At 72.5% G+C, this 14653-nt stretch carries 14 protein-coding genes and 1 pseudogene; 9 read left to right on the forward strand and 6 right to left on the reverse strand.

The genetic code is table 11. The features are described from left to right. Positions 1–34: 34 nt before the first annotated feature. Positions 35–403, reverse strand: a pseudogene (locus tag KRR26_RS25675) (biotin synthase BioB); the annotation flags it as partial. A 205-nt stretch (positions 404–608) separates the two neighbouring features. Here KRR26_RS25675 and radA point away from each other — a divergent pair. The 3 genes from radA (at position 609) to KRR26_RS25690 (ending at position 3942) form a co-directional block, all read left to right on the forward strand. Further along, complete coding sequence (gene radA / locus KRR26_RS25680) at positions 609–1970, forward strand: DNA repair protein RadA (RefSeq protein ID WP_120210085.1); 1362 nt, start codon at positions 609–611, stop codon at positions 1968–1970. Positions 1971–2081: 111 nt separating this feature from the next. Further along, entirely contained in the window at positions 2082–2396 is a 315-nt protein-coding gene (locus KRR26_RS25685) for a hypothetical protein (RefSeq protein ID WP_217081103.1), read from the forward strand. Between the two features lie 43 nt (positions 2397–2439). Next, positions 2440–3942, forward strand: coding sequence for a sensor histidine kinase (locus KRR26_RS25690; RefSeq protein ID WP_217081104.1), 1503 nt, complete (start codon positions 2440–2442; stop codon positions 3940–3942). Here the strand turns inward: KRR26_RS25690 and KRR26_RS25695 are convergent. The 3 genes from KRR26_RS25695 to KRR26_RS25705 all read right to left on the reverse strand — a co-directional run bounded on the left by KRR26_RS25695 (position 3872) and on the right by KRR26_RS25705 (position 7518). Next, on the reverse strand, positions 3872–5722 hold the full coding sequence (locus KRR26_RS25695) for a methyl-accepting chemotaxis protein (RefSeq protein WP_217081105.1): 1851 nt from the start codon (positions 5720–5722) through the stop codon (positions 3872–3874). The genes KRR26_RS25690 and KRR26_RS25695 overlap by 71 nt on opposite strands. Positions 5723–5950: 228 nt before the next feature. Then, positions 5951–6754: a TenA family transcriptional regulator gene (locus KRR26_RS25700; RefSeq protein WP_120210081.1), complete on the reverse strand. Its 804-nt coding sequence runs from the start codon at positions 6752–6754 to the stop codon at positions 5951–5953. Positions 6755–6954: 200 nt separating this feature from the next. Continuing rightward, the gene (locus tag KRR26_RS25705; RefSeq protein ID WP_217081106.1) at positions 6955–7518 is read right to left on the reverse strand and encodes an NUDIX hydrolase; all 564 of its coding nucleotides are present in this window, start codon (positions 7516–7518) and stop codon (positions 6955–6957) included. 148 nt (positions 7519–7666) lie between these two features. Here KRR26_RS25705 and KRR26_RS25710 point away from each other — a divergent pair, with 148 nt between their 5' ends. Together KRR26_RS25710 and KRR26_RS25715 are read left to right on the forward strand one after the other, a co-directional pair. Next, on the forward strand, positions 7667–9073 hold the full coding sequence (locus KRR26_RS25710; RefSeq protein WP_120210079.1) for a sigma-54-dependent transcriptional regulator: 1407 nt from the start codon (positions 7667–7669) through the stop codon (positions 9071–9073). Between the two features lie 175 nt (positions 9074–9248). Next, positions 9249–10319, forward strand: coding sequence for a TetR family transcriptional regulator (locus tag KRR26_RS25715; RefSeq protein WP_120210078.1), 1071 nt, complete (start codon positions 9249–9251; stop codon positions 10317–10319). On the opposite strand, the gene KRR26_RS25720 is transcribed toward KRR26_RS25715, so the two are convergent. Beyond that, positions 10316–10855 carry a hypothetical protein gene (locus KRR26_RS25720; RefSeq protein ID WP_120210151.1) on the reverse strand — a complete coding sequence of 180 codons (540 nt, stop codon included), beginning with the start codon at positions 10853–10855 and terminating at the stop codon, positions 10316–10318. The genes KRR26_RS25715 and KRR26_RS25720 overlap by 4 nt on opposite strands. 144 nt (positions 10856–10999) lie before the next feature. On the opposite strand from KRR26_RS25720, the gene KRR26_RS25725 reads away from it, so the two are divergent. Further along, a complete protein-coding gene (locus tag KRR26_RS25725) occupies positions 11000–12058 on the forward strand; it encodes a PorT family protein (RefSeq protein WP_217081107.1) in 1059 nt (352 codons plus the stop codon). Between the two features lie 6 nt (positions 12059–12064). Here the strand turns inward: KRR26_RS25725 and KRR26_RS25730 are convergent, their stop codons facing one another. Next, complete coding sequence (locus KRR26_RS25730) at positions 12065–12379, reverse strand: tetratricopeptide repeat protein (protein ID WP_120210076.1); 315 nt, start codon at positions 12377–12379, stop codon at positions 12065–12067. 62 nt (positions 12380–12441) lie between these two features. On the opposite strand from KRR26_RS25730, the gene rsfS reads away from it, so the two are divergent. The 3 genes from rsfS to KRR26_RS25745 are packed head-to-tail and all read left to right on the forward strand — an operon-like array spanning position 12442 to position 14653. Continuing rightward, positions 12442–12969 (forward strand): ribosome silencing factor, encoded by a 528-nt coding sequence (rsfS, locus tag KRR26_RS25735; RefSeq protein WP_217081108.1) that lies wholly within the window; start codon positions 12442–12444, stop codon positions 12967–12969. A 1-nt stretch (position 12970) separates the two neighbouring features. Next, on the forward strand, positions 12971–13435 hold the full coding sequence (locus tag KRR26_RS25740) for a 23S rRNA (pseudouridine(1915)-N(3))-methyltransferase RlmH (protein WP_120210075.1): 465 nt from the start codon (positions 12971–12973) through the stop codon (positions 13433–13435). Between the two features lie 60 nt (positions 13436–13495). After that, positions 13496–14653, forward strand: coding sequence for an RNA ligase RtcB family protein (locus tag KRR26_RS25745; protein WP_120210074.1), 1158 nt, complete (start codon positions 13496–13498; stop codon positions 14651–14653).

Here is a 14653-nt window from a genome sequence, read left to right on the forward strand (position 1 = left end):
TGTTGAATTGTGGGTTGTTTTTTATTTTGTGTTAGGCCGCGCCCATGCAGAAGCGGGTGGCACCGGCCGCGCGCGCCTGCGACGCGGACTTGAGCACCTCCGGCACCGACATCAGCTTCTCCGCCTGGACCCCCGTCTTGTAGCGCGCCGCCTGCGGGCAGTACGCGCAGTCCTCCGGGCACCCGCCCGTCTTGATGGACAGGAGCGAGCAGAGCTGGACCTTGTTCTCCTGGAACACGGCCCGGTGCACCGTCTGCGCCCGGTACACCAGCTCCAGCAGCGGCAGCTTATAGAGCGCGCGAACCTCGGCGAGCGACCAGTCGTGCCGCACGCTCACGCCCGGAGGCGGCGCGGCGACGTGGTGGGCGTGGCCGTGGAAGGACTCGCTGGCGGACTCGGACATGGGCTCCTCGAGCAGGCGGGTGAGGGGCGCGACCCTGCGCGGTGCGCCGGGCATTGTCAACGCTGTCGCGAGAACAGGTTGACGACTTCCGGGCGAAGCGTTGGCCTCCGTCCGTCTCGCCTTGACACCCGCTCGGCCGCCGAGCGGGCGGCCCGGAGGCAACGAGTCAGAGAAACGTCGGGGGTCTGGGGTAGACACCCAACCCATGGCGAAGGCGAAGACGCACTACACCTGCCAGGCGTGCGGGTATCAGTCGGCGAAGTGGCTCGGGAAGTGCCCGGACTGTGGCGCGTGGAGCTCCTTGGTGGAGGAGTCCGAGGCGAAGGCGGAGGACAAGCGCCCGGCCTGGGGCGCCTCGGGCGGTGCGGCGAAGCCGGTGCTGCTCCAGGACGTGACGGGGGAGACGGAGGCGCGGCGCCAGACGGGTATCGCCGAGTTCGACCGGGTGCTGGGCGGCGGCGTGGTGTCCGGCTCGCTCGTGCTCCTGGGCGGAGACCCCGGCATCGGCAAGTCCACGCTGCTGCTCGCGGCGCTGGACCGGTTGGCGCGCCACGGCCCGGTGCTCTACGTCTCGGGTGAAGAGAGCCTCCGCCAGACGAAGATGCGCGCCGAGCGCCTGCGCGTGGAGAGCCCCGCCATCCACCTGTTCGCGGAGACGGACGCGGAGCGCATCCTGAACGCGGCCGAGGCGCTCAAGCCCCAGGCGCTGGTCGTGGACTCCATCCAGACCATGTACCTGCCGGACCTGGGCAACGCCCCGGGCAGCATCACCCAGGTGCGCGAGGTGGCCGGGCGGCTGATGGCCTTCGCCAAGCGCAGCGGCGTGCCCACCTTCATCGTGGGCCACGTCACGAAGGAGGGTTCCATCGCGGGCCCGCGCGTGCTCGAGCACATGGTGGACACCGTCCTCTACTTCGAGGGCGAGCGCGGCCACCCGTTCCGCATCCTGCGCGCGCACAAGAACCGCTTCGGCTCCACCAACGAGATTGGCGTCTTCGAGATGAAGGGCGCGGGGCTGATGGAGGTGCCGGACCCCTCCGCCCTCTTCCTGTCCGAGCGGCCCACGGGCAAGTCCGGCAGCGTGGTGACGAGCACGCTCAACGGCACCCGGCCCCTGCTCGTGGAGGTGCAGGCGCTGGTGGCGCCCACGGGCTACGGCACCGCGCGGCGAACGGCCATCGGCGTGGACGGCAACCGCGTGGCGCTCTTGGCCGCCGTGCTGGAGAAGAAGGAGGAGATTCCGCTCGTGGGCTGCGACCTCTTCGTCAACGTCGCCGGCGGCATGCAGTTGAGCGAGCCCGCGTGCGACCTCGCCGTGTGCGCGGCGCTGGTCAGCAGCCTCCAGAACCGCCCCCTCGACGGCAAGACGTTGGTGCTGGGCGAGGTGGGGCTCGCCGGGGAGGTGCGCGCGGTGGGCCAGGTGGAGCCTCGACTCGCCGAGGCCGCGAAGATGGGCTTCCAGCGCGCGGTGCTGCCGCTGGGGAGCGCGCGCCGCGTGGAGGGCTCGCGGCTCCAGCTCGTCGGCGTGGAGACGCTCGGCGAGGCGCTGACCGCCATGTTCGACTGAACGCCCCCCTTCCCGCTGGCGCCATTCACTTGAAGTGAATTTCATTTCACGATGCGATGAGGCTCCCGGCATGCGCCAGACGAGGCGCCCGGTCCGCGACAGGGAGCGACCATGAAGCGCTGGATGACGTGGGCAGCAGTGGGGCTGGCGGCCTTCATCCTCGGGGCATGTGGCGACGTGGGGAGCGTGGAGCCCGTGGACGAGGCGCCGGCCCAGGTGGAGCAGGGCATCGGCACGTCGCCGCTGTGCACATCCGGGCAGACGTTGCAGGGCAAGACGGAGGTGACGGGCACCTGCGGGACGTGTACCCAGGGAGGCGCCGCGGGGTCCAAGGGCGCCTACTATGAGGCGTGCTGCGGCTCCGGTGGCTGCACCGGCTGGAAGCTCATCAAGGCGGTCTGCGTGACGCCCTGTGAGCTGAACTGAGCCCCGGTGGGGGCAACGAGGAGGGCCGGAAGGCTCCGCGCGGATGAGGCGTCCCTTTGCATCCTCGCGCCCGTGGGAGGCGCTCGGCTCGCTGTCGGCGCGGCTCCTCGTCGCGTTCCTCGTGCCCACCCTGCTCTTCCTCACGCTCGCGGGCGTCACGGTGTACGCGCTGGCGCGCGCGAGCCTGGAGGACGAGCTGGGCGCCAGCCTGTCCGCGCTGGCCGCGGCCACGGCCAGTCAGGTGAATGGCGAGCGCATGCTCACCATCGAGCCGGGAGACGACCAGGGGGGGACGCGTACGTGGCGCGCGCTCGCGCGGCTCCTGGACGGCGTGCGCACGGCCAGCGGCGTGCGGCGCATCTACGCGGTGGACACGGCGGGCCGCGTGCGCGCGGACTCCGCCGGCAGCCTGCCCGTGGGCGCCGAGGTGCCCGAACTCGCGAGGGACCGCCTGGAGCTGTCGCGCGTCTTCGCGGGCAAACGCGCGGCCAGCCAGGTGCTCTTCACGGGCTCGGACGGGCTGCTCTACAAGACGGGCTACGCGCCCATCCTCCAGGATGGACAGGTGGTGGGCGCGGTGGGCGTGGAGGGCAGCGCCGCATACTTCGTCCCGCTGCGCCGGCTGGGGCGCGCCTTCGCGGTGGCGAGCGCGGTGGCGCTCCTGGTGCTGGCGCTCATCGCGGTGCTCACCGCGCGCGGGTTCGCGCGGCCGCTGGGCCGGCTGATGGACTCGGCGCTGCGCATTGGCCGAGGCGACCTGACGACGCCCGTGCCCCCCGAGCCCACGCGCGAGATTGGCGTGCTCGCGCGCGAGCTGGAGGAGATGCGCCGCGCGCTGGAGGGGCGAGACCGGCAACTCAAGCTCATGCTCGCCGGCGTGGCCCACGAAGTGCGCAACCCGCTGGGCGGCATCGCGCTGTTCAGCGGCCTTCTGGAGGAGGACCTCCAGGCGGGCTCGCACGCGGAGGCCGGGGCGCACGTCGCGCGCATCCAACGCGAGGTGGCGTACCTGCAGCGCATCGTCGAGGACTTCCTCGCCTTCGCGCGCGAGCAACCCCTGGCGCGCGAGCCCGTGGAGGCGCCCGCGCTCGTGGACGGCGCGTGTGAGCTGCTCTCGATGGAGGCCGCGGCCCGAGGCGTGGTGCTGGAGGTGGAGGCCGCGCCCGCGCGCCTGGAGGCGGATGGGAGCCTGCTCACGGCCGCGCTGGTGAACCTGGTGAAGAACGCGGTGCAGGCCTCGCCGTCCGGAGCGCCCGTGCGCGTGACGGGCCAGGCCCAGGACGGGCGCTACACCATCCACGTGCGAGACCAGGGGCCCGGCGTCCCGGAGGCCCAGCGCGAGCGCATCTTCGAACCCTTCTTCACCACCCGCGAGCAGGGCACCGGCCTGGGCCTGCCGCTGGCGCGCAAGATTGCCCGCGCGCATGGCGGCGAGCTGGCGCTGACGTCTCAGCCCGGCGCCACCACGTTCCTGCTCACCCTGCCGCTGGCGCCCCAGGAGCCTCCGGACTCAGCGCCACCGCGTCCTCGTCCTCGTGGACGTTGAACTGCTCCGCCATCCGCGCCACTTCGTGTGACACGGACTGGAGCGCGCGGGTGGCCTCGCGGGTGGACTCCAGGCGCGTGAGCGTGGCGCCCATGATTTGGGACAGCTCACCGATGGCGGTGAACACCTGGGTGAAGCCCGCGTTCTGCGCCGTGACGGCGGAGGCAATCTGGCGCGCGGCGGTGGAGCTCTCCTGCGAGATGCGCGACAGCGCGCGCAGCGAGTCCCCCGAGGCGCGCATCTGCTCCAGCCCCTCGGACACCTGGGCCTCGCCCACCATGCCCATGCGGGCCGCGTCGCCGATGCCGCGGCTGATCTCCAGGAGGATGGCGTGGATGCGCCGCGTGGCCTGGATGGACTGGTTGGACAGTCCGCGCATCTCCTGCGCCACCACCGCGAAGCCCCGCCCCGCCTCGCCCGAGCGCGCCGCCTCGATGGCCGCGTTCACCGCCAGGAGGTGGGACTGGTCCGCCAGGTCCTTCACCGCCTCGGTGATTTCGCCAATCTGCGTGGTGCTGTCCGCGAGCCGCGACAGCCGCTGCTGGATGCCGTCCACGGCGCCGCGGATGGCGGTGAGGCCCTTGAGGCTCTGCGCCACGGCCTCTTCGCCGGTGCGGCCCAGCTCCTCGGCGCGCGCGGCCACCAGGAGCACGGACTCCGCGCGCTGCGCCGCCGCGACCGAGGTGCGCTTGATCTCCTCGCTCGTCACCTGCGCCTCGCGCAGGGCGGCCGCCTGCCGGGTGATGCTCTCGCGCTGCTCGTCGTTGGCGGTGCTCAAGTGGCCGCCGGCCTCGCTCAACTGGGACGCGGAGGCCTGCAAGGCCCGAGGCAGGCGCCGCAGCTTCGCGAGCACGGCGTTCATGCCCGCGGCCAGGTCGCCAATCTCGTCGGTGGACACCCACGCGGGGGCCTGCGCGCGGCCCGCCGCCAGGGACTCGATGGCCGTGCGCACCGCGCCCGCCGCGCTCGCCTGCCGCCGCGCCAGCAGCCACGTGGTGGCCGTGGGCAGGAGCAGGAGGATGCCGCCCACCCACGCCAGGGCCCAGCCCAGCTCGGACGCGAGCGCGTCCCCCAGCGCCATCACCCGGGCCGCCGAGCGGTGCGCCCCATCCGCCACCATCTGCGCCATCAGCGTGTCCCGCAGGTGCAGGAGCTTCATCACCACCACGCACCCACTGAGCATGAGCGTGGAGAGCGTGGAGCCCACGAAGGTGAAGGGCAGGAACCACGCGAGCCGGGGCCAGGACAGCCCCCTCCCCGCCAGCACCACCTCCGGCTGACGGCGCTGCTCGGCCAGGGCCAGCGGCAGGAGGGCCCGCTCCAGCGTGATGCAGATGGGAAAGCCGAGCACCACGCCACACGCCAGCCCGATGAGCGTGCCCACGCCCACGCGGAACAGGTCCTTCTGGAACCACAGGCACACGGGCAGGCTGAAGAAGAACCCGCCCAGCGTCCACGCCACGCACGATGACGCCAGCGCCGCGCGCCACGGCAGCCGCAGGATGCGCTCCAGCCTCGCGCCCGGCGCATCCGCGACGCGCGTGCGCAGGGCATGCGCGAGCAACCCGCGCAGGGTGACGTAGGGATAGAGGAGGCCCAGCAAGACGACGATGGGCGGCAGCACCACGGCGACCGCGAGCACGCCGTCGCGGCCCGACACGCCCATGGTCATCCCGTTCAGGTACGCGGCCACGGGAGCCACCGGCAGCACCCAGGCCGTGAAGACACCGAGCGCACGCCGGGAATGCACCCGGATGTCATTCTCTTCTTCCTCACGCATGGACGCGGCGCCCCCTCGTGGGCCCTCCGCGTCGCGTCAGTGGAGGCGCGCGGCGCTCGGCCCGGCCTCAACACTGGCCCTCGTGGCCGACCTCCGCAGCGCATCGCGACGAAAGTCCGGCGCGCTGCCGGCTGGCCGACACGATTCTTCGCGGGGACGCGAGCCAGCGGACACGCGCCGCGCCTCCGCGGTCCGGAGTCCGAGTCGCAGGGTGTGCGTCGCCGTCCGTCAATCGGAGACGCACGCGGCGATGGCCGTGGCGTACAGCCGCAGCACCGTGCGCGCCGCGACCTCCACGCGCGCGGGCTCGTCGGTGGTGTCGTCGGTGGCGAGCTTGATGAGCTCCAGCGCCTCGTCCGGATGCGCGTCGTCGTAGCGCGCGTGCGCCTTGAGCCACATCATCGACGTCGCGTCGATGCGCGCCCCATCGTCCGCGTAGGCTCGAAAGGGCTGCTCCACCTCGCGGGTCCACACGCCGGTGATGCCCTCGATGGCCCAGTTGGACGCGGCCACGCCCTCGGCCAACGTGCCGCGCGCGCACACCTCCACGAGGTAGTCATGCAGCGCGGCGACCTCCGGCAGCGGCTCTTGCTGGAAGAGCGCGGCCGGCTCCACGCCGATGGCGCGCACCCAGTCGATGTACCACTCGGCGTGCCGCGCCTCGACGGCCAGGTTGCGCAACAGCCACCGCCGCGCGCTCGCGTCGCCCTCGCGCTTGCCGTACGTCGTCTTCACCAGCGACAGCGCCATGTATTTGGGGAAGGCCTCGACGATGACGAAGAACTGGCTCAGGACCCGGCGCCAGCACCGCAGCGGGGGATGCTCGCCGCGCGCCGTCTCCGCGAACAGCGCGGGCCAACAGGCCGCGCGCCACTCGGGCTCCAGCCGCGCCAGCACGGTCCGCAACCACTCGGGATGCGGCGTGGCCCTCAACTCGGCGGGGGCGTAGCGCCCACCCTCCGCGCCCGCCCGCGACGCCACGGCAACCCGGCCTGGCGCCGGATGCGCGCCCCCTTGCCCTGTGAACGACATGGAACTCCCCCTCCCGGTCTCCCGGGGAGCAATGGGCCTTCCCTTCGGCCCTCGCCCAACCCGACCCCTCCTAGGGTGGATACAACTTTCCGCTTCGGCCATACCCCCAGGGCCCGGCCTCGCACGAAGCGCGCCGGATGTGGCCCCGCGGAAGGCCGCGGGTGTTCAGCGGGGACCGCCGGCCCGTCCCCGGAGTGCCGTCACGCGATGCGGCGGGCCTTCTCCAGCAAGCGGCGCAGCGGGGCCTCGTCGGCCCGGGCGAGCGCCTCGTCCCACGTGAGCCACTGCGCACCGAATGACTCCGCGGGGTCATGCGCGAGGGCTTCAGGGTTGTCCGCCACGAAGAGGAAGCGCACGTCGAGGTGCTCGTGGCCGGGCTCGTCCTTGCGCGCGGGAATGGCGTGCACGTCCACGTCCAGCGGCACGGGCGCGGCGGGATGCAGCCTCACGCGGCAGCCCGTCTCCTCGCGCGCCTCGCGCAGCGCGGTGGCCTCCATGCGTCCGCCGTCGGCGGGCTCGGCGTGGCCTCCGGGCTGGAGCCAACGCTTCACCTTGGCGTGGAGCAACATCACGAGGCGCTGCCCTTTGGGGTCCACCACCACGGCGCTTCCGGTGAAGTGCGCGGGGGCCTGCGCGCGCGAGAACGGCTGGGGCAACACGGCGGCGAAGTGGCGCATGCGCTCCAGGTCCTCGCGCTCCTTGTCGTCCTCGGGGACGTGGCGCGCGAGCAGCTCCTGGAGCGGGGACACAGAGGCGTCGGACATGCGGCGGATAGACACCACTCCCGCGCGCGGCGCCAGCGCCTTCGCATGCCGAGCGTGCGGGCGACCGCGCCCGGTGTAGGGTGCCACGCCGGGCGCGCGCCCAGGACCCGCGTCCGCGATATTTCTTGCCCCGGAGGCCCGAGCACCCATGGCCCGCATCCTCGTCATCGACGACCACGACACCCTGCGCGAGGGCATGACCGTCACCCTCACGCGCGCGGGCCACGCGGTCTCCGCGGCGCGCAGCGGCGCCGAGGGCCTGGCGGCCTACAAGAAGTCCCCGTTCGAGCTGGTCGTCACGGACCTGAAGATGGACGGCATGGACGGCATCGCGGTGACGCGCGCGCTCAAGCAGGCGGACGCCAACGCCGTGGTGCTGGTGGTGACGGCGTTTGGCACCATCGAGACCGCCGTGCAGGCCATGCAGGAAGGCGCCTCCGACTTCATCACCAAGCCCTTCGCCCCGGACGTGCTGCGCGCCAAGGTGGACAAGGGCCTGGAGCTGTCCGCCACGCGGCGTCAGGTGGAGAAGCTGACCGCGCGCACCGCCGCGCACGACGCGGACGCGGCGCTCACCCATGGCAGCCTCGTGGGAGACAGCGAGCCGGTGCGCAAGCTGCTGGCCCAGGCGCGCAAGGCCGCCGCCACGGACGCCACGGTGCTGGTGCGCGGCGAGAGCGGCACCGGCAAGGAGCTGGTGGCGCGCATGCTCCACCAGGAGTCGCCGCGCAAGGACGGCCCCTTCGTCGTGGTGCACTGCGCGGCGCTCGCCGAGACGCTGCTGGAGAGCGAGCTGTTCGGCCACGAGCGCGGCGCCTTCACCGGCGCGGTGAAGCGCAAGCTGGGCCGCTTCGAGCTGGCCGACGGCGGCACCCTCTTCCTGGACGAGGTGGGCGAGATTCCCGCCTCCGTGCAGACCAAGCTGCTGCGCGTGCTCCAGGAGCGCGAGCTGCAGCGCGTGGGCGGAGAAGAGACGCTCAAGGTGGACGTGCGCGTGGTGAGCGCCACCCACCGCGACCTCCAGGCCGAGGTGAAGGCGGGCCGCTTCCGCGAGGACCTCTACTACCGCCTGCACATCGTCCCGCTCCAACTGCCGCCCCTGCGCGAGCGCCCCGAGGACCTGCCCCTGCTCGCGCGCCACTTCGTGGCCAAGCACGGCCCGCGGGTGAACCGCCGCGTGACGGGGATGGATGACGGCGCGCTGCGAGCCCTCACCCGCCACGCCTGGCCGGGCAACGTGCGCGAGTTGGAGAACTGCATCGAGCAGGCGCTCGTCTTCGCCGAGGGCGACGTGCTCACCGAGGCGGACCTCCCCTCGCACCTCACCGGCGGCGCGGCCCGACTGGACGCGGGGCTGCCCGTGCCACACGGAGATCGCCCGCTTCCGGACATCCTGGAAGACCTGGAGCGGCAGCTCATCGCCCGCGCCTACGACAAGGCGGGCGGCGTGAAGACCGAGACGGCTCGCCTGCTGGGCATCAAGACCTCGGCGCTGTACTACAAGCTGGAGAAGTACGGCTTCCTCCCCAAGGGAGAGCGCCCCGAGGAGGGGTGAGCCTCGAAAATCCATCACTTCCGCCCTGGCACCATGACTTTCCACCAGCCCCTCGCCCACCCTCGCCCACCCTCGGGCGCGCCAAGTGCTTGGAGCGCCGGGGCTTTCGTCCACCCGGGGGGATTGGATAGGACACGGGCGAGCTGGCATCCGCCTTGCTGAAGGACCCCTGGAGATGAAGCTGCGCGCCCTCGTCATGCTGGCCTGTCTCGCGTTCGGGGCCCCCGCTGGGGCGGCCTCGGGGCTGGACGTGGCGCGCACGCGGGCCCAGGAAGCGCGCGCGGAGGCCCGCTCGCTGCGCACCCGGCAACAGGCCCTGCGGGAGGAGCTGAACGGGCTGGCCTCGCGCATCGAGACGCTCAAAGCCGAACACCAGGGGCGGCTGGCCCCAGGCTCGGAGCTGGAGACCGCGCTGCGCCGCTCGCAGGAGCTGAGCGGGACGCTGACCGGGCTGGCCCAGTCGGTGTCAGGCGCCGAGACCGAGGTGGAGCGCGCCCACCTCACGCTGCACACCGAGCTGTCCGACGAGCTGTCCCGGCTGCGCGCGGCCTGGGACCGCACCTCGGAGCGGACGCAGCGGACCCAGTTGCTGGAGCAGATGCGCACGGTCCGGATGGAGCGCGAAGCCGTGCGCGCCGCCCTGCCCGCCTCGCGCGTGCCCGCGCTGAACGAGGCACCGGCGGGAGGGGATGACCCAGAGGACCTGCTCGCGCGCGCGGACACGCTGCGCGACAGCCAGGACAAGGCGCGGCTGCGGCTCGGCGCCCTGCGTGCCCGCATCACCGAGGTGCGCGAGGAGCGCGACCTGGATCGCCGGATGAACGACTTCCTCGGCGAGGAGTCGATGTTCGACGAGCACGACCGGCACCTGCGCCTGCGGACGAGCGCGAGCCGGGGGTTCGAGGTGGAGACGACCCAGCGGCGCGGAGGCGGCTCCCTGGCGGATGCGCCGCCCATGGTGAACGCGGGGGACTCGCCCGGACCGACGACGTCGCCCGGCGAGGAGCCCGGCAAGGGGGGGCCCACGAGTCCCCCTCTGACGTTCAACACCTACCGGGCGACGGACCGCCGCACGGACGGGGTGGCCCCGCGCGCGCAGGCGCTGGCCTCGGGGGCGCCCGAGGACCTGGGCGAGCTGGAGGCGGAGGCCTCGCGGCTGGAGTCGCTGGTGCGCGACCTGGATGGCCGCGCCACCGCGTTGGAGCGCCGCGCGAAGGAGCTGATCGCTCCGGTGCCAGCGCCCTAGAGAAGGCTCACGGCCACGTCCAGCACCACGGTGGCCTGCAGGCGCACTTCCTTCTCCGGCAATCGGCCACTGCCGCGCACGATGATGCCCATGGTGGGGGCGGCGACGAAGTCGCGCAGGTCCACGTCCTCGGTGCGCAGCGGCAGCTCGGGGTTGGGCAGGGACAGCTGCACCTCCGCGATGCCCTCGCGGTGCGCGAGCCGCGACTGCCGGTCTCCCGCGCGCGCGAAGAACTCCAGCGCGTCCAGGAAGCGCAGGTCCTGATCATTCGGTCCCAGCATCTTCAAGGTGACGGAGCGCACCTGGACGCCCTTCACGTCGGACTTGGAGATGCCCTGGTTCTTGAAGTCCTGGTTCTGGTCGAAGTCCAGCGCCGCGAAGCTGCTGATGGCGGGGAAGGCATTGAGGGGCGTCTCGACCCCCGGGGGACTCGCGGGCACGGTCGTCTCGCCTTTCACCTCCGTGATGAAGGACGAGGACGAGCAGGCGACGAGCCAGGGGCAGGCCACCGCCGCGAGGACGGACATGAAGCGCATGGGCGCAATGTATCGGGTGCCCGGGCGGCCCGTCACCGGAGAGGCCGCCCCGCCGCGTCCACCTGAGGCCCCGGCGAGGCCACGGGGGCCCGCTCCCCCGAGGCTGGGGCATGCGAGCGGGGGCCGGGATATGGTGCGCGCGCTTTGGCTCACCGCCTCCGCTCGCTGCTCATCGTCCTGGTCGCCGCGCTCGGGGGAGGTGCGCGCGCCGAGGGCTGGCAGACCGCGCTGAAGGGCACCGCCCGCCTGCTGGTGGACAGCAACGCCCCGCGAGACTACGCGTCCGGGCCGGGCGCACCGTCCACCGCGGACATCGCGCTCAGCGTGCTGGGCGCCGCCGAAGCACGACGGACGGGCGAGCGCACCCAGCTGCTCGGCCGCTACGAGCTGGGCGCGCGCAAGTACAGCGCCTTCCCCGGCGAGGACACCCTCATCCAATCTGGCGCGGTGGAGGGCTCGCTCGCGCTGGGGACCGAGTGGGGCCTGGGCGTGGAGGGCCACGCCAAGGACCGACGCGGTGGCTCGCGCGCCTACTCGGACCTGGGGGCCAGCCTGTTCGCGGAGTACGCCCCGGACGTGCGGCTCGCGCTGCGCCTCAACCTGGGACCTCGGCGGTTCGTCTACCGCCCCAACGCCGCGGCGAACTTCGGCGGCTTGGAGGTTGGCGGGCTCGCCCGCTATCGCTTCAACCGGCGCCACAGCCTGAACGTCTTCGGGAGCTGGGGCTCACGCGGGTACGGCACCGAGGCCCGGCTCGCCACGGACGGGGTCCCCCAGACGTTCACCCGCCGCCGCGACGGCTCCCTCCAGGTGGGCGCGGGCTACGCCTACCGAGGCCCGGTGGCCCTGGGGCTCACGTACACGTACCAGGAGACGGACTCCAACAGCTTCGGGGAGACCATGCTGCGCCACCGCGTGACGGCCAACGCGGGGGTGCGCCTGCCGTGGCGGCTGTCGCTGTTCGCGCAGGGCTCGCTCGGGCTGTCGCGCTACCCGGACGGCATCTACCTGTCGCCCGAAATCATCCTCGTGGAGGAGGACGAGGGACAGGACTCGCTGTCCCTCAAGCTGACGCGGCCGGTGAGCGACCACGTGGACCTGGAAGTGTCCTGGGGCCTGTGGAGTACGCGCCTGCCCCACAACGGTCTGTCGTATTCGCGTCAGCTCATGGGCGTGGGCATCACCTGGCGGGATGCCCCGTAGTCCCGCTCAGCCGAGGTCCTCGAGCCGCGCGTCGATCTCCTCGGCGAGCCCCGGGTGGTTCTGGGAGAGCGCGTGGGCGCGGGCCCGGCCGAACACCTCGCGCGCCTGCTCCGTCTGGCCCGCCGCGGCATGGGCATCCCCCAGGGACACCAGGGCGGCGGCATAGTTCGGGTCCAGCCGGACCGCGGACTCCAGGGCCTGGATGGCCTCGGCGTACTCCCGGCGCTCCAGGTGCAGCTTGCCCAGGGAGAACCAGGCCATGGGGGCGGCGGGGAACTGGGCCACCATCTTCTTGAACTGTTCGAGGCGGGCGTCGCTCATGGACGGAAGCAGATAGAGGACCGCTGGCGGGTTGCCAAGGGTGCGGTAGGGTGCCGTTCCACATGGCTACGAAGAAGAAGACGAGCACCCCCAAGAAGACCGGCACGCGGGCCCCCGCGCGCAAGAAGACGGCGGCCAAGCCCAAGTCCAAGTCCGCGGCCCCCCGGGCTCCCGCGCGCAAGAAGGCGCCGGCCAAGAAGAAGGCCCGCGTCGTCGCGCCGCCGCCGCCCCCCGCCGAGAACGCCCATGCGAAGGCGCTGGCCCACCGCATCGGCCAGCTCCTGCTCGACAAGAAGGCCCAGGACGTCGTCATCCTCGACATGCGCGGGATGACCTCGTACGCGGACTACATCGTCATCGCGTCCGGCGAGGCGGACCGCCAGGTGAGCGCCATGGCGGAGCACGTGCAGATCCAGCTCAAGCAGGGCTCGGACGCGGTCCGCGCGCTCAGCACCGAGGGCATGGAGACGGGCCAGTGGGTGCTGCTGGACTACGACGAAGTGGTGGCGCACCTGTTCCTCGGCGACGTGCGCGCCTTCTACGACCTGGACGGCCTGTGGGCGGATGCCCCCCGGGAGAAGCTGTCCTGACGTGAAGGTCCGCCTGCTCTCCATTGGCAAGGACCGCTCGGGCCTGTTCGAGCCCGCGGTCCAGGAGTACGCGCGCCGGCTCGGGCACTACACGCGCTTCGAGCTGGTGGAGCTGTCCGAAGCCAGCGGGAAGAAGCTCAAGGCCGGTGAGGCGAAGTCCGCCGAGGCCGACGCCATCCTCGCCAGGCGCAAGCCCCAGGACTGGCTCGTGTCACTGGACGAGCGCGGCCAGCTCCTCGACTCCGTGGAGCTGAGCCGCTACGTGGGCAAGGCGCAGACAGGCGCCAAGGACCTGCTGTTCGTCATCGGCGGGGACGAGGGCCTGGATGACCGCGTGCGCGCGGCCTCGGACCGGGTGCTGTCGCTCTCGAAGATGACCCTGCCCCACCGGATGGCGCGCATGGTGCTCGTCGAACAGCTCTACCGCGCGTTCACCCTCCTCAAGGGTGAGCCCTACCACAAGTAGGCCGGCGCCCCCGCGGGGCGGACCGTCAGGCGCTCCGCGAAGCCCCCGTCGGAGCCGGCCATGTTGCTGCCCGACCCTTCCCGTCCTTCCGCTGCCTCCTCCGAGCCCCTCGTCCGCGTCATCGCGTCGCCCCAATCGTGGGTGGAGGGCGAGGCGGTGCGACAACTGGAGGCCGTGGCGCGCTGGCCCGGCATGCGTCAGGCCGTGGGCCTCCCGGACCTGCACCCCGGCAAGGGCGCGCCGGTGGGCGCCGCGTTCGTGTCCGAGGGCTGCATCTATCCCTATCTCGTCGGCGGCGACATCGGCTGTGGCATGGGCCTGTGGGACACGGACCTGCCGGTGCGCAAGGCGAAGGCGGAGCGCTGGGCCGCCAAGCTCGACCTGGAGGCCCCCTGGGCGGGTGACGCGGAGGCCGCCCTCGCCGAACACGGCGTGAAGCCCACGGGCTTCGAGGCCGCGCTGGGCACCGTGGGTGGCGGCAATCACTTCGCCGAGGTGCAGCGCGTGGAGGCGGTGCACGACGCCCGCGTCTTCGAGGCGTTGGGCCTCGCCGCGGACCGCTTGCTCCTGCTCGTGCACTCGGGCTCACGCGGCCTGGGCGAATCCATCCTCCGCTCGCACGTGGACCGGCACGCGGCAGGGGGACTGGCGGCGGACTCGGACGAGGCGCGCGGCTACCTCACGCGCCACGACGCCGCGGTGGAGTGGGGCCGGGCCAACCGCGCGGTGGTGGCCACGCGCATGCTGAATGGAATCGGGGCGGGCGGCCGGCGCGTGTTGGATGTCTGTCACAACAGCATCACCCGCCTGAGCGAACCGGACCGGGTGACGTGGCTGCACCGCAAGGGCGCGGCGCCCTCGGACGCCGGGCCGGTGGTGATTCCCGGCAGTCGCGGAGCGCTCAGCTACCTGGTGATACCCACCGGGAGCGGCGTGCTCAGCGCACACAGCCTGGCGCACGGCGCGGGGCGAAAGTGGACCCGCACCGCCGCGCGCGAGCGCATCCGGGAGCGCTTCACCGCCGAGTCGCTCACCCGCACGACGTTCAAGAGCCACGTCATCTGCGAGGACCGCGACCTGCTCTACGAAGAGGCGCCGCCCGCGTACAAGGCCATCGACCGCGTGGTGACGGACCTCGTCGAAGCGGGCCTCTGCCGCGTGGTGGCCACCCTGGCCCCCGTCCTCACCTACAAGACGCGCGCGCACACCGCGGAGTGA

Source organism: Citreicoccus inhibens (assembly GCF_019039035.1).
Lineage (GTDB): Bacteria > Myxococcota > Myxococcia > Myxococcales > Myxococcaceae > Citreicoccus > Citreicoccus inhibens.

What these genes read in the sequence shown, in the direction of transcription:
- radA (WP_120210085.1), top strand. Translation starts at nt 609, where the DNA reads ATGGCGAAGGCGAAGACGCACTACACCTGCCAGGCGTGCGGGTATCAG.
- KRR26_RS25685 (WP_217081103.1), top strand. Translation starts at nt 2,082, where the DNA reads ATGAAGCGCTGGATGACGTGGGCAGCAGTGGGGCTGGCGGCCTTCATC.
- KRR26_RS25690 (WP_217081104.1), top strand. Translation starts at nt 2,440, where the DNA reads ATGAGGCGTCCCTTTGCATCCTCGCGCCCGTGGGAGGCGCTCGGCTCG.
- KRR26_RS25695 (WP_217081105.1), bottom strand. Translation starts at nt 5,722, where the DNA reads ATGCGTGAGGAAGAAGAGAATGACATCCGGGTGCATTCCCGGCGTGCG.
- KRR26_RS25700 (WP_120210081.1), bottom strand. Translation starts at nt 6,754, where the DNA reads ATGTCGTTCACAGGGCAAGGGGGCGCGCATCCGGCGCCAGGCCGGGTT.
- KRR26_RS25705 (WP_217081106.1), bottom strand. Translation starts at nt 7,518, where the DNA reads ATGTCCGACGCCTCTGTGTCCCCGCTCCAGGAGCTGCTCGCGCGCCAC.
- KRR26_RS25710 (WP_120210079.1), top strand. Translation starts at nt 7,667, where the DNA reads ATGGCCCGCATCCTCGTCATCGACGACCACGACACCCTGCGCGAGGGC.
- KRR26_RS25715 (WP_120210078.1), top strand. Translation starts at nt 9,249, where the DNA reads ATGAAGCTGCGCGCCCTCGTCATGCTGGCCTGTCTCGCGTTCGGGGCC.
- KRR26_RS25720 (WP_120210151.1), bottom strand. Translation starts at nt 10,855, where the DNA reads ATGCGCTTCATGTCCGTCCTCGCGGCGGTGGCCTGCCCCTGGCTCGTC.
- KRR26_RS25730 (WP_120210076.1), bottom strand. Translation starts at nt 12,379, where the DNA reads ATGAGCGACGCCCGCCTCGAACAGTTCAAGAAGATGGTGGCCCAGTTC.
- rsfS (WP_217081108.1), top strand. Translation starts at nt 12,442, where the DNA reads ATGGCTACGAAGAAGAAGACGAGCACCCCCAAGAAGACCGGCACGCGG.
- KRR26_RS25745 (WP_120210074.1), top strand. Translation starts at nt 13,496, where the DNA reads ATGTTGCTGCCCGACCCTTCCCGTCCTTCCGCTGCCTCCTCCGAGCCC.